Origin of the sequence: Aeromonas tecta (assembly GCF_000820185.1) — a bacterium.
GTDB lineage: Bacteria > Pseudomonadota > Gammaproteobacteria > Enterobacterales > Aeromonadaceae > Aeromonas > Aeromonas tecta.
This window is the reverse complement of sequence record NZ_CDCA01000020.1, coordinates 371586-389665: the sequence shown is the minus strand read 5'-3', so window position 1 is coordinate 389665 and position 18080 is coordinate 371586. Positions and strand designations below refer to the sequence as shown.

Genomic DNA, 18080 nt, shown 5'->3' with positions numbered 1-18080 from the left:
ATGAGCAGCTTCAACTACAAGGGCCGCGACAGCCAGGGCAATGCCGTCAACGGCACCCTGGAGGCCGCCAGCGAAATGGCCGCCGCCGAGCAGCTGATGCGCCGCGGCGTGATGCCGACCGAGCTCAAAGCGGGCAAGGCGAAATCAGCCAGCATCGACTGGTCTCTGCTGCTGGAGGGCGGCGTCAAGCTCGAGGAGCTGGTGGTGTTCAGCCGCCAGATGTATGCCCTGACCCGGGCCGGCATTCCCATCTTGCGCGCCATCGCCGGGCTGGAGGAGAGCACCCACAGCAAGCCACTCAAGCGGGCATTGCATGCGCTGGGGGAGGATCTGGGCAACGGCCGGCCGCTGTCGAGTTCGATGCAGGCACACCCCAAGGTGTTCAGCAGCCTGTTCGTCGCCATCATCCACGTCGGCGAGAACACCGGTCAGCTGGAGGAAGCCTTCCTGCAGCTCGCCAACTATTTCGATCTGGAGCTGGAGACCCGCAAGCGGATCAAGACCGCCATGCGCTATCCCAGCTTTGTGATGATTGCCATCGGTATCGCCATGGTGATCCTCAACATCATGGTGATCCCGGTGTTCGCCGGCATGTTCGCCAAGTTCGGGGTGGAGTTGCCGCTGGCGACCCGGATCCTGCTCGCCACCTCCCACTTCTTCGTCAACTACTGGTGGCTGTTGCTGGCCATCATGGTGGGGGCCGTCATCGGCTGGCGGCGTTGGGTCGCCACGACGCAAGGCAAGCTGACCTGGCACAGATGGCAACTCAGGCTGCCCATCGTCGGCACCATCATAGAGCGCTCCCTGCTGGCGCGTTTCGCCCGCAGCTTCTCCATGATGCTCAGGGCCGGGGTACCGCTTAACACGGCGCTGACCCTGGTGGCCGATGCGGTGGACAACGCCTGGATGGCGGGGCGAGTGCGTGACATGCGCGCCGGTATCGAGCGCGGCGAGAGCCTGCTGCGTACCGCTGGCAGCAGCGGCCTGTTCACCCCATTGGTGATGCAGATGATCGCGGTGGGGGAAGAGACCGGTCAGGTGGATGACCTGCTGCACGAGGCGGCCGAATATTACGAGCGTGAGGTCGATTATGACCTCAAGAGCCTCACCGCCCGCATCGAACCCATTCTGATCGGCATAGTGGCGGTCATGGTGCTGGTGCTGGCGCTCGGTATCTTTACGCCCATGTGGGACATGATGCGTGCCGTACGAGGTCAGTCATGAGCTGCCCGCATAACAACGAGCATCTTCACTCCGGCATGGTGGGACATGATGCGCGCGGTGCGAGGTCAGTCATGAGTTGCCTGCATAACGGGCATCGTCACGGCTTTATGGTGGCCAAGGTCTGTAGGAGCAAGGATGAGCAGACAGTCCGAGCAGGATGATCGCTGGCTGGGGGGATATCGCCGGTTGTGGGCGTGGATCCTGCTGTTGATCATCATATCGACCCTGGCCATGAGTTATCGCAGCCACAGGGAAGAGGCGCTGGCAGTCAGCCTGACCCTGCTGGGGGAACAGTTTGCCGAGCGGGCCCAGCGTCTGCACGGACTCTGGCTAGATGAGCGGCGGCCCGCCGTGCTGCACGCGCAAGGGGTGGCCTGGCAGTTTGATGAACGGGGCTGGCCACTCGGGGTGCTGCCGTTGCAGTCCCCTTCCGACAATTGCCGCAGCCTCTGGCTAACTCTGATTGGCCAAGAGGCGCAGACCCTGCCACCGCTGCAGGTGCTGGCCAGCCGGGATGGTGAGGGCTGTGAATTTGGCTGGGATGAACGGCGGCTGGTCTACCGGTTTGACAATGGCCGTGTACAATCGGAGCCCTGAGTGGGCAGGATGCGATCAGGGCGACATGATTTTTTTCTATCTGCATGAAATAATGTGGATTATTACGGAGGCAGCATGGCAGCAAGAAGAGTGACATCCGGCCGCGCGATGAGCGGTTTTTCCCTGATCGAGCTGGTGATCGTCATCGTTATTCTGGGGATCCTGGCGGTCACCGCCTTGCCCCGTTTTCTCGATGTGACCGACGAGGCGAAGAAAGCCAGTGTGGAAGGGGTCTCGGGTGGTTTTGCCACCGGGGTGTCTCTGGTGCGAGCCCAATGGGAGGCCGAAGGGCGGGCCAAGCAGGACAGTCTCAATACCGTGCTCTATGACGGTTCGCGTTTTTATCTGACGACGCCCACCGAAAGCCAGGTCAATAACGGCGAACTCTCACCAGGGTATCCGATGGACACGGCGGCAAGCGGCAATGCTGACGTCGACCCGGCCAATCTGACGGCGTCGCGCTGTCTCAATATTTGGGAGGGGTTGTTGCAAAATCCTCCCAAGGCTACTGCCAACTTTGATGAGGTGCGCGGTAGCGGCAATGACCTGAAGTTCTATGCCACTGTGAGCAACAACGGACTGAATTCGGTCTGCCGTTACTATCTGGTCAACAGCCTGAGCAAGGGCAGTGATGGACGGTATCAGGACCCGCAAGGGAGCACGGATAAGTTCATGAGTTTCAGTTATCGCCCGGCCTCCGGCCAGGTAATTACCAATATCAATTGATCAATCGAGGAAAATGTAATGAAAAAGCAGGCGGGTTTTACCCTGATCGAACTGGTGATCGTGATCATCATCCTGGGCATTCTGGCGGTCACTGCCGCACCCAAGTTCCTGAATCTGCAGGATGATGCCAAGAAATCTGCCGCGCAGGGCGTGCAGGCAGCCGTGAGCAGCTCAGCTCAGCTGGTTTACAGCAAGTCTGCGCTGACCGGGATTGAGCGTAATCAATCCGGCGCTGTGAGTGGCAGCGATGGTACTAGCATCGACGTCGTTTATGGTTATCCGGCAGCGACCAGCACCGGTATCCAGCGTGCCATCACCATCGATGGTTCCTGGGCTGGCGCGGTATCTGGTGCGAACTATGTATTTGCCACCAGCGGTTCCAAATGCACAGTCACTTATGCTCCTGCCACCAGCACAGCTGGTGCGAGCACTGCCCTGAGCGGATGCTGATTCGTCATTAATCGTAATGAGGCGAGGCTATGGCCTCGCCTCATTGTTTATGAACGGGGACTGATGATGCAACGAGGCTTTACCCTGATAGAACTGGTGATAGTGATCCTGTTACTCGGGATTCTGGCCGCCTTTGCCGTGCCCAAATGGCTGGGCAAAGGCGGCTTTGAAACCCATACCCTGCGCGACGAACTGGTGGCCCGGCTGCGGCTGGTGCAGACCATGGACATGCAGGAGGGGCCGGCGCGCTGCACCCAGCTGGTGCTGGAAAACAACCGCTTCGGCCATCTGACCCAACTCGGTAATTGCACCTCCAGGCCCATCTCGGGCTGGATCCAGAACGAGCTGCTCCGGGGGAGGGTCGTTACCGCCACGGGGGGGATTGCACTCTCTCCTCTGGGCTCCTTCAGTTTCGATAAACGCAGCGGCCGCCCCTTGTCCCCGGCTAGCTGTGTCAGTGGTTGCGAGCTGGTGGTGAGCGATGGCCGGGAGAGCGCCCGGCTGCGCATCGAATCGGAGGGCTATATCCATGCCCTCCAGTAATGCTGGCCGCGGCTTCACCCTGATCGAGTTTATCGTCGGCATAGTGCTGCTGGCGGTGGCGCTGACCGGTATCCTGGGCTTGCTGGTCAACCAGGCGCCCAAGGTGGTGGATCCGGTGCAACAGGTGCGGGCCGCCCAGCTGGCCCAGCGGATCCTGAGCGAGGTGCTGCAAAAGTCCTTCGATGAGCGCTCGGATCATAACGGCGGGCGTTTTCGCTGCGGCGAGACGGCCGGCACTCCTGCTGTGACCTACCCGGCTTGTACCGACAGCGCCAGCTATGGCCCGGACAGCGGCGAGACTCGCCCCTACCAGTTCAACGATGTGGATGACTACCAGACCAGCGCCATCTGTGCGAAGGGACTGGCCAGCTGCGATGGTAGCTGGGTGCCCGCCAACTACTTCAGTGCCCAGAGCGGATCAAGCCTGGATGTGAGCGAGTATCGCCAGTTCGGGATCCGGATCCGGGTGAGCGGTGCCGATCTGACCAAGGATCCACTGCCCGCCTGCAGCGGCACCTGCTCCACCGGCAAGCGTATCGAGCTGTGGGTCCGGCTGCCGGATCGCAGTGAGGTGGCGTTTGCCCTCTATCGGGGAAACTACTGATGCGGGCGGCGCGGGGTTTCACCCTGATCGAACTGGTGATGGTGATCCTGCTGCTCGGGGTCATGGCTACCTTCACCAGCCAGTTTATCGGCATCGGTACCCAGATCTACGGGGACGCCAGCCGCCGCGAACAGCTGATGAGCGATGCCCGCTTCGCCCTGGAGCGGCTCAACCGCGAACTGCGCGATGCGGTGCCGGGCTCGGTGCGGGTGGAAGATGACAATGGCAAGCTGGTGGAGCAGGGGAGCTGTCTGCGCTTCTGGCCCATCGCCACCGCCAGCCGCTATCTGGGGCCAGCGGCGAGCACGGCTCTCAGCATTGTCACCCCGGTCAAACTACCTGCCAAGCAGGATCTGGCCATTATCTATCCGCTGCCTGATGCCGGAAATGGCAACATAAATACGCTGGATAAAGGCTGTTTGCAGGGTCGTTGCACTGCCGAAGTGACCGGCGTCGGGGCGGTCGTGTCCGGGGCCTTGCCGCTGACCCTTGCCGCCGTTGTTGCCAAGGATTCCCCGGGCCAGCGCATCTATTTTGCCAACCAGCAGGTGCGCTTCTGCGTTGCGGGCTCCCGGTTGACCCGGGCCAGTGCCGCCATTGGCACTGAGATAGGCACGCGTCCAACCTCGCTGATGGCAGAGCATATTCGCCCAGCGACCTACTACTTCTATCGGGATCCCGTCGCCTTCAGCCAGAGTGAAGTGGGGCTGCGGCTGGTGCTCGAGCAGCGCGGCGAGAGCGTCAGCTTCAACCACAAGCTGGAGATCCTCAATGTCCCTTAAGCCTTCAATCCCCGGCAAGGCGAGCCAGCGCGGCAGCGCCATCATGATCGCGCTCTTTGTCATCGTTATCATGGCCTTGCTGGCGGCGGCCATGGGCCGCTTCCTGCTCGATAGCGGTGAGAAGAACACGGCGGAGGTGCGCGGCGTGCGGGCCTTGATGGCGGCCCAGAGCGGACTGGAAATCGCCCTATATCGACTCTATCCCAATGGCCAATGGCAAGGGCAGCAATGCGCCGCCAGCACCAGTCTCAGATTCACCGATGCGGGGCTGGTGGGCTGCCAAGTCATCGTCAGTTGCACCAAGATCCCGGTGAGTGCGGCCGGCATCACCCAGACCGGTTATCACTTCAGCAGCGAGGGACGCTGCGGCGACCCGGGAACCAATAGTGGTCCCAACCCGGACTTTGCCGTCAGCCGTACTCTGGTGGTGGAAGCTTTTGATGGAGTGAACCCATGATTGCCCGTTGGCTGATGACTCTGGCCCTGTCTGTCACGGCGTCTGCCGCCTGGGCATCGTTTGATACCATCAATACAGGTGAAATATTTCCGGCCGTTGTACAAGGCCATCATGGCAATAATAACAATAGCTGCCATCAAATAAGTGGTGACCAGCTTTACCAGGTCAACAACCCGAAGATTAATGGAACAGGAGGCAAGTCATTAAACTTCTGCTCAATTAACAAAGATCAGAACAATACCCCGCGCTGTGATAATGGCGCCGGGGGCTATCAGGTTTGCCAGATAACGCAGACGGATATTCGCGGACTCAAGATGGATGGCACTAATAAGTTTCCAGCCATTGATGCAACCAACTCGTTCAGCTGCCAATCCGGGCAGCAGACTGTGCCTCTCGCGAGTTATGGCGCCATCTCAGCCGAGAGTTGTGTCTTGACGTTCCCCAGCCGCAGTGAATATCTGCTGAAGAGTGTCACGTTGCGAAACAATGCGACCCTGCAGCTCGGTGAAGGGGATTATTATATTGACCAGCTGACGATAGATAACGGCACCATCAAGCTGACCGGGTCTGGCTTGACCCGGATATTTATCAATCAGGACGTCAAATTCGTTAATACCGTTAATGTCAACGCGGATAATCAAGGCAGCCTGATCTGGGTTAACTACAACAACATGGTGATCGATAACAGTACCAAGTTTTATGGTTATCTCTACACCGATAACAAGTTGACCATGAATAATACTGCGGCCATTTATGGTCGCGTCACGACCCGCTATTTGAGCATGGATGCGCAGTCCAGTATCAATGAGAATGTCATCATTCCGCCGCTCAGCTGTTTCAACGACGACTTCTCTTCCAGCACCCTGAGCAACAGCTGGGTGGTGGCGCAACGCAACAACAGTACCCTGCCATCTGTGCAAAATGGTCGTTTGCGATTGACCCAAAACACCACCGATCAGGCAACGTCCGCGACCTTCCAGCGCCTCTTCCCGGGGGCCAATAATCTGGTAACCATAGAGTTCGATCAGTATGCCTACAAGACCTCCGGTTCGAGTGGGGCAGACGGCATGGCGGTGGTGCTATCCGATGCGACGATCACTCCCCAGCCCGGGGCATTCGGCGGCCCGCTAGGATATGGATTCAAGACCGGGATCAGTGGTTTTGCCGGGGGCTGGATGGGGGTCGGTCTTGACGAGTACGGTAACTATTCCAACGAAGGAGGATCCTACAATCCTGGGTCTCACCCTCAGGCCGTGTCTATTCGTGGATCCAGCGCCAGTTCGGGAACCTCGGGTTACCGTTATCTGGCGGGTACGGCGAGCAACCTGAACCCGGCAGTCGATAGCGGAACCAATAGCAATCGTCCCCATCGCTACCGTATTACGGTCGATTCTCGGACCGCAGGCAGTTCACTTGCCTCTGTAGAACGGAACACTGGCTCTGGTTACAGCACGCTGGTGGGTCCCATCAATATGGTGAATCAGACAGGCCAAGCGGCAGTACCTGCCAATTTCCTGCTGTCGTTAACCGGTTCCACCGGCTCGGTGACCAACTTCCATGAACTCGACAACGTCCAGATCTGTGCCCTCAACTCCAGTCCGGTGGGGACCCAGATCGATCACTTCGAGTTCGATCACAGTGGCAACGCCCTGACCTGCAACCCCGAGACCCTGACCATCCGCGCCTGTGCCAACGCCAGTTGCAGCGCCCTTATCACGGATCCGGTGAGTGCTATTTTGATGCCAACCAGGAGTGGCAGCAACGGCTGGGTGGCCAGCAACCAGGTGACCTACAACGGCGACACCGCCACCGTGACCTTCAGCGGCGGTACCACCACCGTGCAGCTTCGCAACAACCTGGCGAGCGCCATGACGGTGGGAGTGAGCGGCTCCACGCCTTCCACCAAACCGCTGAGCACCACCTTGTGTCGGGCAGGCAGTGGCGCCTTGAGCACCGCCGCCTGTACTCTCAACTTTGCCGAAAGCGGCTTCATTTTTGATGTGCTGGATACCCTGGCCAACAAACCCCAGGATGTGGTGATCAGCGCGGTCAAGAAAGACAATGCGACCCAGCAGTGTGTCCCCGGCTTTACCGGCGCGCGCTCGGTTGGCCTCTGGGGAACTTATACAAACCCAAGTACCAATGCGTTCGGCAGTCAGATAGCCATAGATGGCAACCCAATACCGACCTATGCCGCCAGTGTGGCTTCGCCGACGGGTACTATCATCAACCTGACCTTCGATGGCCAGGGCAAGGCGACCTTGAAAAAAGTCAATTATCCGGATGCCGGACAGATGCGGCTCAATGCCCGCCACGATGGCAGCGGGGATACCGCGGGTCTGGTGATGACGGGCTCGGATCTCTTCGCCAGCCGTCCGGTCGGGCTCTGCATCACGCCAACTCAGGGGGCCTGCACGGCAGGGAACATCAGCTGCCCTGTGTTCAAGAAGGCGGGGGATGATTTCCAGCTGAACATAGCGGCCATGGCCTGGCAGGCCGATAACGACACCGACTTCTGTAGCGGCAACCTGGCGACCCCGAACTTCGTGCTGACCAATATCACGCTCGGCAGCCAGCTGGTGGCCCCCAAGCCCGGCGTCGAGGCGGTGGTCGGTACGGCCAGTTATGACCACTCCAACGCAAAAGGCAGCAACAACCTCAACGCCGTCACCCAGTCGCTCAACGAGGTTGGGGTATTTAGGATGACGGCGACGCCACCGGTGGCAACGTCTGCATCGACAGGCTATTTCGGCTACACCATACCCGCCGCCACCAGCGTGCCGGTGGGCCGCTTCGTGCCCTGGGACTTCAATCTGGCGAGCGGCACCATCACCCCGGCCTGCGGCGGCTTTAGCTATATGAGTCAGCCGTTTGGGGTGCAGACGACAGTGCAGGCGCGCAACAAGCAGTTGAATATCACTAAAAACTACCGGGATGCTTTTGCCAAGGGGCTGATTTCCCTGGTGGCCGCCAATAACCAGGACGGGGTCGACAGATCCAACCGATTGGATCCCCTGGCCCAAAACTGGCTGAACGGCCAAACCAGCTTCGATGGCCAGAGCCGCTTCCTGCGCCTGCGAGAGCTGACCCCGACCCTGACCGCGCCGGAGGAGCCCTTGCGGTTGCTGCGACTGGGGCTCAAGGTGGCGGATGGTGAAACGCCCGAGACCAGCTTCCTTAGCGATCGGAACATGAACCCGGCCGTCAATGGCAGTTGCCAGAGCGGGGTCAACTGCACCGCCAAGCAGCTCTCCATCCCTAAAGGCGCGAGCGATACCATGATCGCCTACTATGGCCGTCTGCTGGCCAGCACCCGCCAGGGGGTCGACAGCGCCCCGCTGGCGCTGCCCCTGCAGGTGCAATATTTCGAAGGGGGCCTGTGGCGCGCCAACCAGCAGGATGTTTGCAGCCAGATCTCACTGGCGGGGGACGGCATCGTCTTCACCGACGCGGATCAACGCTATGACGCCGCGACGGGGGATCTGATCCTAAAAGACGGCACCCGCATCCGGCTTGGCCTCGGCAACGTGGCCCCCGGTGGCACCCAGACTCGCTTCGATAGCGGCGAGACCCGGTTCCACTTCGCGCCACCCAATCAGGCGGTGAGCATTCCCTATCAAATCGTGCTGGAGAAGCAGCCGCTACAGCCCCTGGCTCCGCTCTGGCTGGCGGATCCCGCCACCGCGGATCACCTGATGGGCATGGCGATCTTTGGCCGGGATCGGGGTAATGATCGGATTATTTATCGCCGCGAAGTGATGCCTTGAAATTGATCTGCTGACGGGGATAGGGGCTGTTTGGCGTGAGCCAGCGCCTTATCTCCTTGTTTCGTAGTGTTTGTCGGCCTGTGCGGGTGAGTGATGACTCGCATTTTTGTCGCGTTTGATTGATTGGCGACAGTTTGAGCGCTTGCCCATTGGGGTGGGCATTGGTAAAGTTAGCCGGTTTTCCGCACCTCCAAATTCTTAGGATTTCCCGTAGCCATGTTCAAAAAGCTCAGAGGCGTCTTTTCCAACGATCTGTCGATCGACTTGGGAACTGCCAACACCCTGATCTACGTAAAAGATCAAGGGATCGTCCTTAACGAACCCTCAGTTGTCGCCATTCGCCAAGAGCGCGGGAACGCCAAATCGGTCGCTGCTGTCGGTCATGCCGCCAAGCAGATGCTGGGTCGTACCCCAGGCAACATCTCCGCCATCCGTCCGATGAAAGACGGCGTCATCGCCGACTTCTACGTGACCGAGAAGATGCTGCAGCACTTCATCAAGCAGGTTCACGACAACAACTATTTCCGCCCCAGCCCCCGTGTGCTGGTGTGTGTGCCGTGCGGCTCGACTCAGGTTGAGCGCCGTGCCATCAAGGAATCCGCACTGGGCGCCGGCGCCCGTGAGGTTTACCTCATCGATGAACCCATGGCTGCCGCCATCGGTGCCGGCCTGCCGGTCTCCGAAGCGACCGGTTCCATGGTGGTCGATATCGGTGGTGGTACCACCGAAGTGGCCATCATCTCCCTGAACGGCGTGGTCTACTCCCAGTCCGTTCGCATCGGTGGTGACAAGTTTGACGAAGCCATCATCAGCTACGTGCGTCGCAACTACGGCAGCCTGATCGGGGAAGCCACCGCCGAGCGCATCAAGCACGAGATCGGCTCCGCCTATCCGGGCGAAGAGGTGCGCGAGATCGAAGTGCGTGGTCGCAACCTGGCCGAAGGGGTACCGCGCAGCTTCACCCTGAACTCCAACGAGATCCTGGAAGCGCTGCAAGAGCCGCTGTCCGGTATCGTCTCCGCCGTCATGGTGGCCCTGGAGCAATCCCCGCCCGAGCTGGCGTCCGATATCTCCGAGCGCGGCATGGTGCTGACCGGTGGTGGCGCCCTGCTCAAAGACATCGACCGTCTGCTGATGGAAGAGACCGGCATCCCGGTCGTCGTGGCTGAAGATCCCCTCACCTGCGTCGCCCGAGGCGGCGGCAAGGCGCTGGAGCTGATCGATATGCACGGTGGCGATCTGTTCCACTACGAATAAGACCCAAAGCCGGCCAGCGTGCCGGCTCTTTTTTGACGACTCATGAAACCCATTTTTGGTAGAGGCCCTTCGCTTCAGTTACGGTTGTTTCTCGCCGTCATCATCTCTGTCGCTGCCATCGTCGCGGATTCCCGCTTCGGTGTGTTTACCCATGTCCGCGTCTATCTGAGTTCGCTGGTCAGCCCGCTGCAATACATCGCCAATGCCCCAGGCACCCTGCTCGACACCATGTCGACCCAGGTGCAAACCCGATCCAGTCTGATCGAACAGACCAAGCAGCAGGAACAACAGCTGTTCACCCTGCGATCGCGTCTGCTCAAGCTGGATCAGCTGGAGCACGAGAACCAGCGGCTGCGTGAGCTGCTCGGCTCGCCGGTGCACAAGGAGTCCCGCAAGATGGTGGCCGAGCTGCTGTCGGTGGATTCCGACCCCTTCAGCCATCAGGTGCTGATCAACAAGGGGGCACTGGACGGCGTCTATAACGGTCAGCCGGTGATCAACGATCAGGGGGTGATAGGTCAGGTGCTGCACGTCGGCTCCACCACCAGCCGGGTGCTGCTGGTCACCGACTCCAGCCACGGCATTCCGGTGCGGGTGCTGCGCAACGATCTGCGCGCCATCGCCTCCGGCAGCGGCGAGCTGGACAAGCTGGAGCTGCGCAACCTGCCGCGCAATACCGACGTGCAGGTCGGTGACCTGCTGGTCACCTCCGGCCTCGGTGGACGTTTCCCGGAAGGTTATCCGGTGGCAACAGTGACCCGTTCTGATTACGTGGAAGGCAAACCGTTCGCCCAGGTCGAGGCCAAGCCACTGGTGGCGCTGGACAGATTGCGCTACCTGCTGCTGCTCTGGACCGACAAGAAACCTGAGGTGCACGACAATGATGCCGCGACACCGGCTGCCGCAGCTTCTGCGGCAACGGCAACCTCGGCTTCTGCTGCGACCGCCACCTCGGCGGCGGGGGCGACGCGCTGATGCTGCAACCCGCCAGTGGCAGGATCTGGATCTGGATTTCGGTCCTGCTGGCGCTGTGCCTGTCGATCCTGCCGCTTCCCTTTCAATTCGAACCCTTTCGGCCAGACTGGCTCGCCATGGTGCTCATTTACTGGGCGTTGGCGTTGCCGCACCGGGCCAATGTCGGTACCGCCTGGGTAGCTGGCCTGCTGCTGGATGTGCTGCTCGGCAGCACGCTCGGAGTGCGGGCCATGGCCATGGCCATTACCACCTATCTGGCGGCCTTCCAGTTTCAGAAGATCCGTAACTTTTCCCTCTGGCAGCAGGCGCTGATCATCGGTCTGCTCTCGCTGGTGGGGAAGATCACCGTATTCTGGGCCGAGCACCTGTTCAGCCGCGCCAGCCTCAATTTCGCCTATTTTTGGTCGACCCTGACGACGATGCTAATATGGCCCTGGATATTTATGGTCTTGCGCAAGGTGCGCCGTCACTTCAATATCAAGTGAATGTGAGCAAAAACAATAAATTGTAACTGTACCTCATCCCATTGAGTGAATATGAACAAGCACAACGAACTGCAACTGTATCTCGCCTCGGGCTCGCCCCGTCGGCACGAACTGCTGACCCAGTTGGGCTACCGCTTCGAGGTGCTCAGGCTGGATGTACCCGAGCAGCGGGAAGAGGGCGAGAAGCCCCAGGATTATGTCTGCCGGCTGGCCCGTGACAAGGCGATGGCTGGCGTGGCCGCCGCGCCGACGGCGCTGCCGGTGCTGGGCGCCGACACCATAGTGGTGCTGGGGGATCGGGTGCTGGAGAAGCCGTCCGATCTGCTCGACGCCAAAGATATGCTGGAATCACTCTCCGGCAAGGTGCATCAGGTGATGACGGCGGTGGCCCTGGCCACCCCCGAGCGCTGCGACGTGCGCCTGGTCACCACCAATGTGGCGTTTCGCAAGCTGGACGAGGCCGAGATCGAGGCCTACTGGCGCACCGGCGAACCCTGTGACAAGGCCGGTGCCTATGCGATCCAGGGGATCGCCGGCAAGTTTGTCAGCCGGCTCGAGGGGAGTTATAGCGCCGTGGTCGGCCTGCCCCTGCTGGAGACGGATCTGCTGATCCGCCAGCAGCTCGAACAGAGTCGATAACGGTCCCAAGCGGTCTCCTGCTGCGTTACCACTTGCGTGCACAGTGCCGGGAAATGGTGCTCATACCATCACAGGCAGAGGTCAGTCGAGCAACTGATACTTACCACTGTGGCGCGCGCCAAGCCGATAGACGGCAGCCAGAATTTAAAACTAGAAAGGCAAGGTAACTTATGTCAGTAGAACTGCTGGTGAACGTCACCCCTTCTGAAACCCGGGTCGCCCTGGTCGAAAACGGTCTGCTGCAGGAAGTGCATGTAGAGCGTCAGGCCAAGCGCGGCATCGTGGGCAACATTTACAAGGGCAAGATCAGCCGGGTATTGCCCGGTATGCAGGCCGCCTTCGTCGACATCGGCATGGACAAGGCCGCCTTCCTGCACGCCTCCGACATAGTGCCGCACACCGAATGTGTGGCGATCAAGGAGAAGGAACAGTTCCAGGCCGGCAATATCGCCGAGCTGGTGCGCCAGGGGCAGGACATCATGGTGCAGGTGGTGAAAGATCCGCTGGGTACCAAGGGTGCCCGTCTCACCACCGACATCACCTTGCCGTCGCGTTATCTGGTATTTATGCCGGGCAGCGCCCATGTGGGCGTCTCCCAGCGTATCGAATCGGAAGCCGAGCGTGAGCGCCTCAAGCGCACCGTGGCTGGCTACGTGGATGATCTCGGCGGTTACATCATCCGCACCGCCGCCGAAGGGGTGGGTGAACAGGAGCTGGAGCAGGATGCTGCCTTCTTGAAGCGGCTGTGGCGCAAGATCCTGGAGCGCAAGCACAAATACCCGCCCTGCAAGATCCTCTATGAGGATCCCAGCCTGGCGTTTCGGGTGGTGCGCGACTTCGTCGGCGCCGAACTCGACAAGATCCGGGTCGATTCCCGTCAGAGCTTCGAGTTGCTCGCCCACTTCACCGGGGAGTATGTGCCTGAGCTCGCCAACAAGCTGGAATACTACTCCGGCGAGTCGCCCATCTTCGATCTCTACGACGTGGAGAACGAGATCCAGCGCGCGCTTGAGCGCAAGGTGGAGCTGAAATCCGGCGGCTACCTCATCATCGACCAGACCGAAGCCATGACCACGGTGGACATCAACACCGGCGCCTTCGTCGGCCACCGCAATCTGGAAGAGACCATCTTCAACACCAACGTCGAGGCCACCGCCGCCATCGCGCGCCATCTGCGGCTGCGCAACCTCGGTGGCATCATCATCATCGACTTCATCGACATGCAGTCCGAGGATCACCGCCGCCGGGTGCTGCACAGCCTGGAGCTGGCGCTGGCCAAGGACAGAGCCAAGACCAACGTCAACGGCTTCTCCCAGCTCGGCCTGGTAGAGATGACCCGCAAACGTACCCGCGAGAGCCTGGAGCACGTGCTCTGCTCCGAGTGCCCAGAGTGCAAGGGCCGTGGCCGGGTCAAGACGGTGGAGTCGGTCTGCTTCGAGATCCTGCGGGAGATCATCCGCGTTAACCGCGCCTACGATGCGGATCAGTTCACCGTCTATGCGGCGCCCTCGGTGGCCGATTACCTGCGGGGCGAGGAGTCTCATAGCCTGGCCGAGCTGGAAGTCTTCATCGGCAAGCAGGTCAGGGTGGTGACCGAACCGCTCTGTGGGCAGGAACAATTCGATGTGGTGATGATGTAATTGGTCTACCGCTGGTTGAGTCGGGGCTGGTTAGCCCTCGGGGTCTTCTTCGTGCTGCTGGCCATTTTGGTCAGCCTAGTACGTCTTGGCGGCCCCATGCTCAACCAGCATCGACAGGCGTTGATAGCCTCCTTGCTGGGCAACAGCCAGCTGGAGATCAGCGTCGACCACGTCGGCCTGGACTGGACCCGGCGCGGCCCGGCTCTCGAGCTGCAAGGGCTGGCGATCGCTCCCGATTCGGGGCGTTTCTCCCTGCGCCTTGGCAAGGTCTGGGCTCACCTCGACTTCTGGCGCTCGGTCAATGAGTGGCGGCCGGTGTTCGGCCAGCTGCTGTTGAGCGACGGTGATATCGCCCTGGATCTGGCGCAGCCCGCCGCCCCGCACGACGAGAAGAGTCCGAACCAGCAGGAAGCCCTGCTGCGTTTCCTGCTGACCCAGCTCTCCACCTTCGATATTCACGACACTCGCCTGAGCATCACTACCGCGCTGGGAGAGGTACGTGCCCTCAACATCGCTCAGCTGCGCTGGCAGAACCGCGGCAAACGCCACCAGGGCGTGGGCAAGGCTTATCTCATCAACGGGGTGGGCGAGAGCACCATCGATCTCATCCTGGACGTGGATGCGCCCGCCGCGCGGCTCGATCGCCTCAAGGGGCAGCTCTATCTGGGGGCCAGCGAGCTCGACATCAGCCCCATGCTGGCCAGGATCCATGCCGGCGAACCCAAGGTGACGGGGCAGCTCGATTTCCAGTTGTGGAGCGAGTTTGCCAACGGTCAGCTGGGCGATTCCTTGTTGGCCTTTGGCAACAGTCACCTGATCTGGAAGGACGAGGTCAAGGGGGATCCACACCGGCTCGATCTGCGCGGCGGCAAGATCCAGCTGCGACGGGAAGGAGAGGAGTGGCAGCTCGCCAGTCATGATGTGGTCTTCAAGCTCGACGGCTCGACCTGGCTGCAAAGCCGGCTCCAGCTCGAGCGAGTGGGGGAGCGCATCCTGGGCTATGTGCCTGCCATCGACATCCAGCAGGTCGTCAGCCTGAGCCAGCTGGTATCGGGTCTCTACCCCAAGCTGACCGAGACACTCAAACGCACCCAGCCCAAGGGCAAGTTGCAGGATCTGATCCTGCAAGCGGATGCGAACTGGCAGGGGCTCTCCCTCAGCGGGCACCTGCTTGGATTCGGGATGAAGGCCTGGCGGGATGTGCCGGGGTTGCAGAACCTCGACGCCGAATTCTGGTTGACCCCGCAGGGCGGCAGCGCCCGGCTTACTCTGGGTAAGGGCAAGGTGGATCCGGCCCGTCACTTCAAGGTACCGATCCCGGTCAACAGCCTAGGGGCGCGGCTCGATTGGTGGAAGGCACCGGAAGGCTGGGTGCTCTACGGCCAGGACATCCTGTTGGATAACTCGGACTTGCACCTCGCCAGCCGCTTCCGGCTCGATCTGTTCGAGCACCCCTTCCTCGCCCTGACCGGCCGGATCGACGTCAAGACGGCGGCTCATGCGGATCGTTACTACCCGCTTGCGGTGATGAGCGATGGCCTGGTGGACTACCTGAGTGGCGCGATCAAGGGGGGCCAGGCATCGAGCGCCGATCTGCTCTGGTACGGCGAGTTCAGAGACTTCCCTTATGCCAACGGCAAAGGCATCTTCCAGGTAGCTGTGCCGCTCGAGAAGGCGACCTTCCAGTTCTTCCCCGGTTGGCAACCGCTCACCGACTTGCAGATAGACCTGCTGTTCCAGAACGCGAGCCTGGACATGAACAGCCGCTCGACCCGGCTCGGCAAGGCTAGCTCCGACTCGGTGCATGCCTGGATCCCGGATCTCTACCCTGGTGCCCATCTCTATGTGGATGCCAAGGTCGCGGGCGAGGGCAAGGCCATCAGCGACTATCTGCAGGACTCTCCTCTGGGAGGCTCGGTAGGCCAGGCGCTGCGGGAGATCGAGATCCGCGGCCCGATGAAGGGCACGGTCAAGCTCGACATTCCCCTCGATGGCAAGGGTGAGGTCAAGGCCAACGGCGATGCCAGCTTCCATAACAACAAGGTCAGGATAGCCACCCTGGACATGCCGCTGGAGAGCGTCGAGGGCAGGCTCGAGTATGACAACGAACACACGCGCTTCAGTAACCTCAAGGCCAGCCTGTGGAACCAGCCGCTGACTCTGGATTATCAGGGCAAGCAGCTACCGGATCGCTATCAGGTTGACCTCAAATTCAAGGGGTTGTGGGACAGCAGCCGTCAGCGCCGCGACATTCCTGCCCTCGACATGCTCAAGGGCCGCAGCAACTGGACCGGCACCCTGGGGCTGACCCTGCCGGAAAACAGCCCCTTCAGCTTCCAGCTGGCGCTGAACTCCAACCTGCAAGGGATGGGACTGGACTTGCCGAGCCCCCTTGCCAAGGGTGCCGACAGCCAGCTGCCTCTCAAGGTCACGGTGCGTGGCCGCGACGGCAGCGCCGACATTCGCGGGGTGCTGGGCGCCGATGTGGATATGCAGAGCAAGCTGGTCTATGGCGAGGGCGCCCCTTACTTGAGTCGGGTGCGGGTCGACGTCGGTCAACCCGGCGCCCGTGTGCTGCAAGACAAGCCGATGCTGCTCGCCATCAACCAGCAGCAGGCGGATGTGGCCGGCTGGCTAGCGCGGCTCAAGCTGTGGTTGCCAGACTCGGCTCCGAGCGGCAATGCGGTGGTGGGCCCCGCCTTCCTGCCACAAGAGTGGTGGGTGGATGGTCAGCTGGCTCGGGCCGACATCGGCAGCGCCAACATCAGGGCGGTGCACTTCACCGTGGGGCCGGTACGCCAGGCTACCGAAGTGATGATCGACAGCCCGGATGTGATGGGGGTGGTGCGCATTCCCGTCACCGACAAGCAGCCCATCGATGCCAAGTTTGCCCGTATCCATTGGTCCGGCAAGGGCTCGGATCTCAGCCCCGAACCCGATGCCAGGCAGGACAAGGCCATTATGGACACCATTCCCTGGCTAACCTTCAGCTGTGTGGATTGTCGCTTCGGCACCCTGCCGCTCGGCGAGCTGAAAGGGGAGCTGGTGCCCGGTATGAATCAGCTGGCGCTCAAAGGGCTGGAGATCCGGCTGGCCGGCAGCACCCTGAAAGGCAGTGCCGAGTGGCTGGCGCAATCCGGCCAGATGCAGACTCGCGCCCATGCCAAGCTCGACACCCAGAATAGCGAGCTGCTGCTCAAGCGACTCGGTTTCACCTCTCCCATCGGCGATGCGCCGGGCAAGTTGGCGCTGGATCTGAACTGGCGTGACGTGCCCTATCGGCTGGACCTGCCCACCCTGACGGGCAGCGCCGACTATCAGCTGGAAGGGGGCACGCTGCGTGAGGTCAACGACAAGGGGGCCCGCCTGCTCTCCCTGCTCAGCCTGGATTCGCTGCTGCGCAAGCTGCGCCTCGATTTTCGCGATGTGTTCGACAAGGGCTTCTATTTTGAATCCATGTCCGCCTCGGCCAAGGTCAAGCAAGGTGTGGTGGAAAACAACGACTTCTACATGAAGGGGGCTGCGGGCAACCTGCGCGGCGAGGGCATCGCCGATCTGGTGCGCTGGCACCTGGATTACGATCTGAGCTTCTCCCCGAACCTGGGAGGCACCCTGCCGGTGGTGGCGGCCTTCTCCATCACGCCGATCACCGGGCTCTATGTGCTGGCGCTCTCCAAGCTGCTAGAGCCTGTGGTGGACGTGGTGACCCGCATCGATTTTCGGGTCTCGGGCCCGATCAACGATCCCAAACTGATCGAGGCGGGTCGAGACCGGGCTCGCATCAAGCTGAACCAGCAGCAGAAGCAGGCGGTGGACGCGGTGGCGCCCAGCCTGCCCGCCGAGGAGGTCACCCCCTTCCTGCTCAATCCCAAACATCAGGGAAGCGGCCAGCGCTGACGGAGCATGCCGGATCTCTTCATCGGCATGGCGAGCG

At 61.0% G+C, this 18080-nt stretch carries 15 protein-coding genes; all 15 read left to right on the top strand.

The window, feature by feature from the left end:
- The 15 genes from BN1137_RS06560 to BN1137_RS06490 all read left to right on the top strand — a co-directional run bounded on the left by BN1137_RS06560 (position 1) and on the right by BN1137_RS06490 (position 18043).
- Positions 1-1224 (top strand): type II secretion system F family protein, encoded by a 1224-nt coding sequence (locus BN1137_RS06560; protein WP_050717808.1) that lies wholly within the window; start codon positions 1-3, stop codon positions 1222-1224.
- A gap of 135 nt (positions 1225-1359) precedes the next feature.
- A complete protein-coding gene (locus tag BN1137_RS06555) occupies positions 1360-1821 on the top strand; it encodes a hypothetical protein (RefSeq protein WP_050717807.1) in 462 nt (153 codons plus the stop codon).
- A gap of 75 nt (positions 1822-1896) precedes the next feature.
- Positions 1897-2547 carry a prepilin-type N-terminal cleavage/methylation domain-containing protein gene (locus tag BN1137_RS06550; RefSeq protein ID WP_050717806.1) on the top strand — a complete coding sequence of 217 codons (651 nt, stop codon included), beginning with the start codon at positions 1897-1899 and terminating at the stop codon, positions 2545-2547.
- Positions 2548-2565: 18 nt separating this feature from the next.
- Positions 2566-2997 (top strand): prepilin-type N-terminal cleavage/methylation domain-containing protein, encoded by a 432-nt coding sequence (locus tag BN1137_RS06545; protein WP_050717805.1) that lies wholly within the window; start codon positions 2566-2568, stop codon positions 2995-2997.
- 66 nt (positions 2998-3063) lie between these two features.
- Positions 3064-3540 carry a type IV pilin protein gene (locus BN1137_RS06540; protein WP_050717883.1) on the top strand — a complete coding sequence of 159 codons (477 nt, stop codon included), beginning with the start codon at positions 3064-3066 and terminating at the stop codon, positions 3538-3540.
- Positions 3527-4144 (top strand): prepilin-type N-terminal cleavage/methylation domain-containing protein, encoded by a 618-nt coding sequence (locus BN1137_RS06535; protein ID WP_050717804.1) that lies wholly within the window; start codon positions 3527-3529, stop codon positions 4142-4144. The genes BN1137_RS06540 and BN1137_RS06535 overlap by 14 nt, the downstream gene beginning before the upstream one ends.
- The gene (locus BN1137_RS06530; protein ID WP_050717803.1) at positions 4144-4926 is read left to right on the top strand and encodes a PulJ/GspJ family protein; all 783 of its coding nucleotides are present in this window, start codon (positions 4144-4146) and stop codon (positions 4924-4926) included. Before BN1137_RS06535 ends, BN1137_RS06530 begins: the two co-directional genes overlap by 1 nt.
- Positions 4916-5383 carry a pilus assembly PilX family protein gene (locus BN1137_RS06525; RefSeq protein ID WP_232306900.1) on the top strand — a complete coding sequence of 156 codons (468 nt, stop codon included), beginning with the start codon at positions 4916-4918 and terminating at the stop codon, positions 5381-5383. Before BN1137_RS06530 ends, BN1137_RS06525 begins: the two co-directional genes overlap by 11 nt.
- A complete protein-coding gene (locus BN1137_RS06520; protein WP_083443384.1) occupies positions 5380-9150 on the top strand; it encodes a DUF6701 domain-containing protein in 3771 nt (1256 codons plus the stop codon). Before BN1137_RS06525 ends, BN1137_RS06520 begins: the two co-directional genes overlap by 4 nt.
- A gap of 216 nt (positions 9151-9366) precedes the next feature.
- Positions 9367-10407 (top strand): rod shape-determining protein, encoded by a 1041-nt coding sequence (locus BN1137_RS06515; protein WP_005308111.1) that lies wholly within the window; start codon positions 9367-9369, stop codon positions 10405-10407.
- A gap of 42 nt (positions 10408-10449) precedes the next feature.
- Positions 10450-11382 (top strand): rod shape-determining protein MreC, encoded by a 933-nt coding sequence (gene mreC, locus BN1137_RS06510; protein ID WP_050717802.1) that lies wholly within the window; start codon positions 10450-10452, stop codon positions 11380-11382.
- Positions 11382-11867 carry a rod shape-determining protein MreD gene (gene mreD, locus BN1137_RS06505; protein ID WP_050717801.1) on the top strand — a complete coding sequence of 162 codons (486 nt, stop codon included), beginning with the start codon at positions 11382-11384 and terminating at the stop codon, positions 11865-11867. The genes mreC and mreD overlap by 1 nt, the downstream gene beginning before the upstream one ends.
- Positions 11868-11918: 51 nt before the next feature.
- Positions 11919-12506, top strand: a complete 588-nt coding sequence (locus BN1137_RS06500) for a Maf family protein (protein ID WP_050717800.1) — start codon at positions 11919-11921, stop codon at positions 12504-12506.
- Between the two features lie 170 nt (positions 12507-12676).
- The gene (gene rng / locus BN1137_RS06495) at positions 12677-14146 is read left to right on the top strand and encodes a ribonuclease G (RefSeq protein ID WP_050717799.1); all 1470 of its coding nucleotides are present in this window, start codon (positions 12677-12679) and stop codon (positions 14144-14146) included.
- Positions 14147-18043: a YhdP family protein gene (locus tag BN1137_RS06490; RefSeq protein WP_050717798.1), complete on the top strand. Its 3897-nt coding sequence runs from the start codon at positions 14147-14149 to the stop codon at positions 18041-18043.
- Positions 18044-18080: the final 37 nt, after the last annotated feature.